General features: G+C 60.2%; 6 protein-coding genes. 5 read left to right on the plus strand and 1 reads right to left on the minus strand.

The features are described 5' to 3' along the window. Positions 1–15 precede the first annotated feature (15 nt). A complete protein-coding gene (locus tag AAAB35_RS04450) occupies positions 16–915 on the minus strand; it encodes an MBL fold metallo-hydrolase (RefSeq protein WP_340667017.1) in 900 nt (299 codons plus the stop codon). 123 nt (positions 916–1038) lie between these two features. Between AAAB35_RS04450 and AAAB35_RS04455 the strand changes: the two genes are divergently transcribed. The 5 genes from AAAB35_RS04455 to AAAB35_RS04475 form a co-directional block, all read left to right on the plus strand. Further along, the gene (locus AAAB35_RS04455; RefSeq protein WP_340667018.1) at positions 1039–1626 is read left to right on the plus strand and encodes a biotin transporter BioY; all 588 of its coding nucleotides are present in this window, start codon (positions 1039–1041) and stop codon (positions 1624–1626) included. A 127-nt stretch (positions 1627–1753) separates the two neighbouring features. Next, positions 1754–2674, plus strand: a complete 921-nt coding sequence (puuE, locus tag AAAB35_RS04460; protein WP_340667019.1) for an allantoinase PuuE — start codon at positions 1754–1756, stop codon at positions 2672–2674. Between the two features lies 1 nt (position 2675). Continuing rightward, the gene (locus AAAB35_RS04465) at positions 2676–3176 is read left to right on the plus strand and encodes an ureidoglycolate lyase (RefSeq protein ID WP_340667020.1); all 501 of its coding nucleotides are present in this window, start codon (positions 2676–2678) and stop codon (positions 3174–3176) included. 62 nt (positions 3177–3238) lie between these two features. Then, positions 3239–4672: a xanthine dehydrogenase small subunit gene (gene xdhA / locus AAAB35_RS04470; protein ID WP_340667021.1), complete on the plus strand. Its 1434-nt coding sequence runs from the start codon at positions 3239–3241 to the stop codon at positions 4670–4672. Further along, the coding region (locus AAAB35_RS04475) for a molybdopterin cofactor-binding domain-containing protein (protein WP_340667022.1) at positions 4669–6286 on the plus strand (1618 nt) is incomplete at its 3' end. The genes xdhA and AAAB35_RS04475, both read left to right, overlap by 4 nt.

Below are 6286 nucleotides of genomic sequence, written 5' to 3' on the forward strand. Positions count from 1 at the left end.
TCGCCTTGGCAGATTTCACCAGTAAATGCCGTCGATGGCGGGGTTGCCCTCTGTCTGAACGACGCCCCTTGCAACAAGGTCTTCCAGATGCGCCAGCACCGAAAGTGCGGCCGCGCCATGGAGACGCGGGTCGGTTTCGCGATAAATGACGCTGACCATGACGGGTATGGTGCGGTCACCGGCGCGGACTCGCTCAAGAATTGCGCGCTCGCGCATTTTCCGATGCGCTTTCAGGCCGCGCACAAAAGTCTTCGGCTTAGTAACGGGCCCACCATGGCCTGGAAAATAGATGCGGTCATGCCGTTCGAGAAGGCGGTCGAGCGATCGCATGTAGTCGGACATCGAACCGTCCGGAGGCGCGACGATCGATGTTGCCCAAGCCATGACATGATCAGCGGAGAATAGTGCGCCAACACCTTCCAAGGCAAACACCACGTGGTTCGCGGTGTGTCCTGGCGTATGGATGGAGCGCAGTGCCCAGCCATCACCATCAACGAGCATGCCATCTTCTGCCAGGAGGTCAGGAACGAACTCCGTGTCACCGCTCGCGTCGAGAAAATTGACTTCACCGATGTGAAGTGGTCGTGCGGGTCGATGCGGGCCTTCGGCGACGACGACAGCTCCAAGTTCGTCGCGCATTCTCGATGCAAGGGGCGAGTGGTCGCGGTGGGTGTGGCTGACGAAGATGTGGCTCACCGGGCGACCGGCAATCGCGCGGATGAAAGCGGCGTGGTGTGCGTCGTCGATCGGCCCCGGATCGATCAGCGCCAGTGTATCGCGCCCAACGAGGTAGGAGTTCGTCCCGTGAAAGGTGAACGGGCTCGGATTGTTGACGGTTATCCGCTGGATGTTCGGGGCGACGTCGACGGCTTCACCGTAGCGCGGCGCAAAACTGGAGTCGAAAACAAGAGACATGAAAACTAATGGACCCCTCATAGCCTTTCGACATATTGCAGCGCGGCATGTTCCCCAATATACCGTTTTGCGATGTGGTGAAATACCGCCGCAATGGCGAAGGGTTTTATAGGGGATATTGAGATGATCGCTGCGCAAACTCGTTCACTTGCTCAGGAGTTCCAACCGGAAGGTCAATTCGCCAGGGCGGTCTGGTACGTCACGCTTGCGTTGATCGGCACCGCGCTCATGACGCTCGCTGCCAAGACCAAGGTCGACATGGTCTTCGTCAACGTGACGATGCAGACGTTCGCCGTCTTCGCCATCTCCGCCGCTTATGGCTCGCGTCTGGCCGTCGCCACCATGGCGCTTTACCTTCTGGAAGGCGCTCTCGGCATGCCCGTCTTCGCCGGCACTCCAGAAAAGGGCATCGGACTTGCCTATATGGTCGGACCGACCGGCGGCTACCTCGTTTCTTATCTGATTGCTGCGTGGATCGTCGGCACTGCCGCCGATAGGGGCTTCGCCCGCAATCCGATCGTGCTCGGCGCGGCGATGCTCGCGGCCGAAATCACGATCCTCGGCCTCGGCTTCCTGTGGATGGCCTATCTCTTCGGTTTTGAAAAGGCATTCACCTTTGGAGTTGGTCCATTCATTATCGCCGATCTGTTGAAGCTCGCACTTGCAGCCGCCATCGTTCCGGCCATCGGCTCGCTGCTTAAGCGCCGCTAATAGGTTACTTCACGTGATTGGGCCGCGGCGTCGTCCGCGGCCTTTGTTTTGCGTCGGCCATTGACTTTGCGACGCGACCTTCGCAGTTTCTTCGAATATCAGCTTGCACAAAATTAAGAGGCGTTCCTTGTCAGACTATCCGCGGGATTTGATAGGCTATGGCCGCAACACGCCTGACCCGAAATGGCCGGGCGGCGCACGCATAGCGGTGCAATTCGTGGTCAATTACGAAGAAGGCGGGGAAAGCTCGATCCTCGATGATGATCCGGCTTCGGAATGCCTTCTCTCGGAGATCGTCGGCGCGCAGCCCTGGCCCGGTCAACGCAATCTCAATATGGAATCAATTTACGAGTATGGCGCGCGCTCAGGGTTCTGGCGTCTCTGGCGCATGTTCACGCGTCGCAAGATGCCCGTCACGGTCTACGGGGTCACGCTTGCCATGGCGCGCAATCCGGAGGCCGTCGCTGCAATGAAGGAGGCAGATTGGGAAATCGCCAGTCATGGCCTTCGTTGGCTGGAGTACAAGGACTTTCCGGAAGAGATCGAACGGCAGCACATTCTTGAAGCGGTGCGCCTTCATACGGAAATTACTGGCTCGCGTCCGCTCGGCATCTACCAGGGCAAGCCCTCGGACAATACGCTCAAGATCGTCATGGAGGAGGGCGGCTTCGTTTACTCCGCCGACAGCTACGCCGACGAACTGCCTTATTGGGTGAAGGGTCCGAACGGGCCGCATCTGATCGTGCCTTATACACTCGATGCCAACGACATGCGATTTGCCACGCCGCAAGGCTTCAATTCTGGCGATCAGTTTTACACCTATCTCAAGGATACGTTTGACACGCTCTATGCCGAGGGCAGGGATGGCGCTCCGAAAATGATGTCGGTGGGTTTGCATTGCCGGCTGGTGGGGCGGCCCGGACGGGCGGCGGCCTTGGAGCGTTTTCTCGACGACGTGCAGCACCAGGAAGGAGCCTGGATCGCCCGGCGCATTGACATTGCCAATCATTGGCATGAACACCACCGTCCTGCATCGGATGGGCAATAGGATGGAGATCGCCAGCCTTGGCGTCGTTCCGCTCACGCGGGCTGCCTTCGCACCTTACGGCGATGTGATACAAGCTATCGGCGCGCAGATGCGCCCCATCAACGGCGGCACGACCCAGCGCTTTCACGACCTTGCGAACATCGATGTGACAGGCGAAGGTGCTCGTGTGCTGGTCAACATTTTTCGCGGTCAGAGTTTCGCGCCGCCCATCGACATCAAGATGCTCGAACGCCATCCGCTCGGCAGCCAGGCCTTCATGCCGCTCCAGGACCGGCCATACCTTGCGGTCGTCGCCGTAGATGAAGGCGGTCGTCCGGGAACGCCCGTCGCCTTCCTGTGCAAGGGGAATCAGGGCGTCAACTATGCGCGCAATGCCTGGCACCATCCGCTGATCTCCCTTGAGGCCGAATCGGATTTTCTGGTCGTTGACCGAGGCGGCGAGGGCAATAATCTCGAAGAATTCTTCTTTGCCGATTGCCTGTACAGGATCGACTCCATCTGAACTGCCCAGAGCGCGTGACGTGGCCCCTTGACGCCCGCGTCCGGCCGGTCGAAGCTGCTCATATGGCTACGACGATGCGGTTTTTTCTCAATGGTCAACTGCAGGAAGCAGCAGTTCGACCTGATATGACGGTACTGGACTGGTTGCGCGGTCCGGCGCGTTTGACCGGCACCAAGGAAGGTTGTGCGGAAGGCGATTGCGGGGCCTGTTCGGTGCTCGTCGGCGATCCTTCAGCAGAGGAGCCAGATCCTGGGCGCAGCATCCATTATCACGCTGCCAATAGCTGCATTCTTGCCATGGGGCAGATCGATGGCCGGGCGCTGGTGACTGTCGAAGGCTTGAAGGGCGAACAACTGCATCCCGTCCAGGAGGCCTTGGCGGAGAACGGTTCGTCGCAATGCGGCTTCTGCACGCCCGGCATCGTTATCTCGATCGCTGGTCTTGCCGCGGGCAACGCAGTGGCAGGCGACCAGGAGATCCACGATGCGCTCGCCGGGAACCTTTGCCGGTGCACCGGTTACCGGCCCATCGTCGAAGCGGCGCGCAAGGTCATCGGTGCAGGCGGGGCTAGCATCAACGGGCCGGCCGTGGCGGCCTTTGCAAAAATTGAGCCGCGTCGATCGGTTTCGGTCGCCGGCGCAACGTTTGAACAGCCGGCAACGCTCAATGAACTTCTGCAACTGCGGAAGGACAGGCCCCGGGCGCTGTTGCTTGGCGGCGGAACCGATCTCGGCGTGGCCTTGGCCGACTATCACGCCGATTGGGACGAGGTGATCTCGCTCGCCCGTGTCAACGAATTGCGGGCGATCCGCGAGACCGACAATCATCTGAGTTTTGGCGCAGCGGTGACGTGGGAGGAAGTGCTTGACAGGGTAGCGCCGATCTATCCATCATTCGCAACGCTCATCCGGCGTTTCGGCTCGACCCAAATCCGTTCAATGGGAACAATCGGGGGCAATATCGGAACAGCGAGCCCGATTGGCGATGGACCGCCGGCGCTGATTGCGCTTGGCGCCGAAATTGAACTTGCATCGTTGAGTGGTCATAGGTTCCTGCCCCTCGAGGACTTCTTTCTTGATTATCGCAAGACGGAGCTTCGCCCCGACGAGGTGATAGCATCCGTATCGATCCCCAAGTCGAGGGAAGGTCAGGATTTTCGCGTCTACAAGATATCGAAGCGCTATGATCAGGATATCTCGACGGTCTGTGCTGCATTTTCGATTGTACGCGAGGAAGGCCAGGTTCGCAGCGCCCGCATCGCCTTCGGCGGAATGTCGGCCACGCCGCGGCGCTCGCTGCAGGCTGAAGGTGCGCTCGTCGGAAGCAGTTTCGATCGGAGGGCCATGGCGGCCTGCGCTGCAGCCATTGGCACGGAGTTCAAGCCACTCACCGATTGGCGCGGCAGCGCCGATTACCGGCTGCAGGTCGCCGCAAACCTTGCCGAGCGCTTCTGGCGCGATGTGGCAGGCGAGACCGTGGAGGTCATGGCCCTATGAATATCGATGCCAAGATCGTTCATCGTAGTATCGTGGGCAAGGGCATCGCCCATGATTCTGCTGCGCGGCATGTCGCAGGCGAGGCGGCGTACATCGACGATATGCCTGAACTGCCGGGAACGCTGCATGCGGCTTTCGTCCTTTCGCCGGTGGCTCACGGAAAGCTTGTTGGCCTCGATGCGGCGGAAGCGCTGGCGATGCCGGGCGTCGTTGGCATATGGTCAGCCAAGGATATACCCGGCCACAACGAGGTCGGCCCCATTCTCCATGGCGAGACGCTCTTTGCCGAAAACATCGTCGATTATGAGGGACGGGTGGTTGCCGCGGTCGCCGCGTCTGATTTCGAGACGGCCTACCGTGCCGCCAAGCGCGTCAAGCTGACTATCGAAGCCCTGGACCCCGTCCTTGACGTCGAGGAGGCGCACAGGAAGCAGAGCTATGTCCTGCCCGTGCAGGAGGTCGTCGAGGGCGATGTGGCCAAGGCCCTCTCCGGCGCCCCGAGGATTGTGTCGGGCAAGCTACACATGGGCGGACAGGACCATTTCTATCTCGAAACCCATATCGCCTATGCCATTCCTGGCGAGAACGGCGAAATGCTCGTTCATTCTTCGACCCAACATCCAACCGAGGTTCAGCACCATGTGGCACTCGTCCTTGGCGTTCATGCCAATGCGGTCGAATGCCAGGTGCGGCGAATGGGCGGGGGGTTTGGTGGCAAGGAGAGCCAGCCGACGATCATCGCCTGCGCTGCCGCGCTGATCGCCGCGCAGACCGGCAAGCCTTGCAAGATGCGCCTCAAACGCCGCGACGACATGATCGCCACCGGCAAGCGGCATGATTACGTCGTCAACTGGAGGGCTGGCGTCGACCATAGGGGCCGCATCGTTGGCCTCGATATCGAATATCTCGCACGGGCCGGTAACCTGCCCGACCTGACCGGGCCGGTCATTACGCGCACGCTCACCCACTCTGATAATTCCTATTTCATTCCCCATGCCCGCTTCGTCGGCCATGGGTGCAAGACGAACACGGTGTCGAACACTGCGTTTCGCGGTTTTGGCGGGCCGCAGGGAATCATCACGATCGAGTGCATTATCGATACCATCGCGCGCGAGTTGAAGCTCGAGCCAAACAATGTCCGCGCCATCAATTACTACGGTGATGATACCGGTGACATGACGCCGTATGGCCAGAGGGTTGAGGACAACCGGCTGGTCGAGGTTACGGAAGCCGTACTCGCCTCTGCCGAATGGAACCGCCGGCGCGAAGAAATCGATACACACAACGCCACCGATCCCGTCATCCGGCGCGGCCTCGCCATGATGCCGGTCAAGTTCGGCATTTCATTCAATCTGACATCGCTCAATCAGGCCGGGGCGCTTGTCCACGTCTATCTGGATGGGTCGATCTTCCTCAACCATGGCGGCACCGAAATGGGCCAGGGGCTGTTCGTCAAGGTTGCCCAGGTGGTTGCCGAAGTGTTCCAGGTCGATCTCGACATGGTGCGCATTTCCTCGACCGCGACGGGAAAGGTGCCGAACACCAGCGCCACCGCCGCTTCGACCGGCTCCGACCTCAACGGCATGGCCGCATTCAAGGCGGCGACCGCGATCA

It is taken from the genome of Phyllobacterium sp. (assembly GCF_037994425.1).
Classification (GTDB): domain Bacteria; phylum Pseudomonadota; class Alphaproteobacteria; order Rhizobiales; family Rhizobiaceae; genus Phyllobacterium.

Excerpts from the sequence above, each read along its gene's own strand:
- AAAB35_RS04450 (WP_340667017.1), bottom strand. The coding sequence starts at position 915 with ATGTCTCTTGTTTTCGACTCCAGTTTTGCGCCGCGCTACGGTGAAGCC.
- AAAB35_RS04455 (WP_340667018.1), top strand. The coding sequence starts at position 1,039 with ATGATCGCTGCGCAAACTCGTTCACTTGCTCAGGAGTTCCAACCGGAA.
- AAAB35_RS04465 (WP_340667020.1), top strand. The coding sequence starts at position 2,676 with ATGGAGATCGCCAGCCTTGGCGTCGTTCCGCTCACGCGGGCTGCCTTC.
- xdhA (WP_340667021.1), top strand. The coding sequence starts at position 3,239 with ATGGCTACGACGATGCGGTTTTTTCTCAATGGTCAACTGCAGGAAGCA.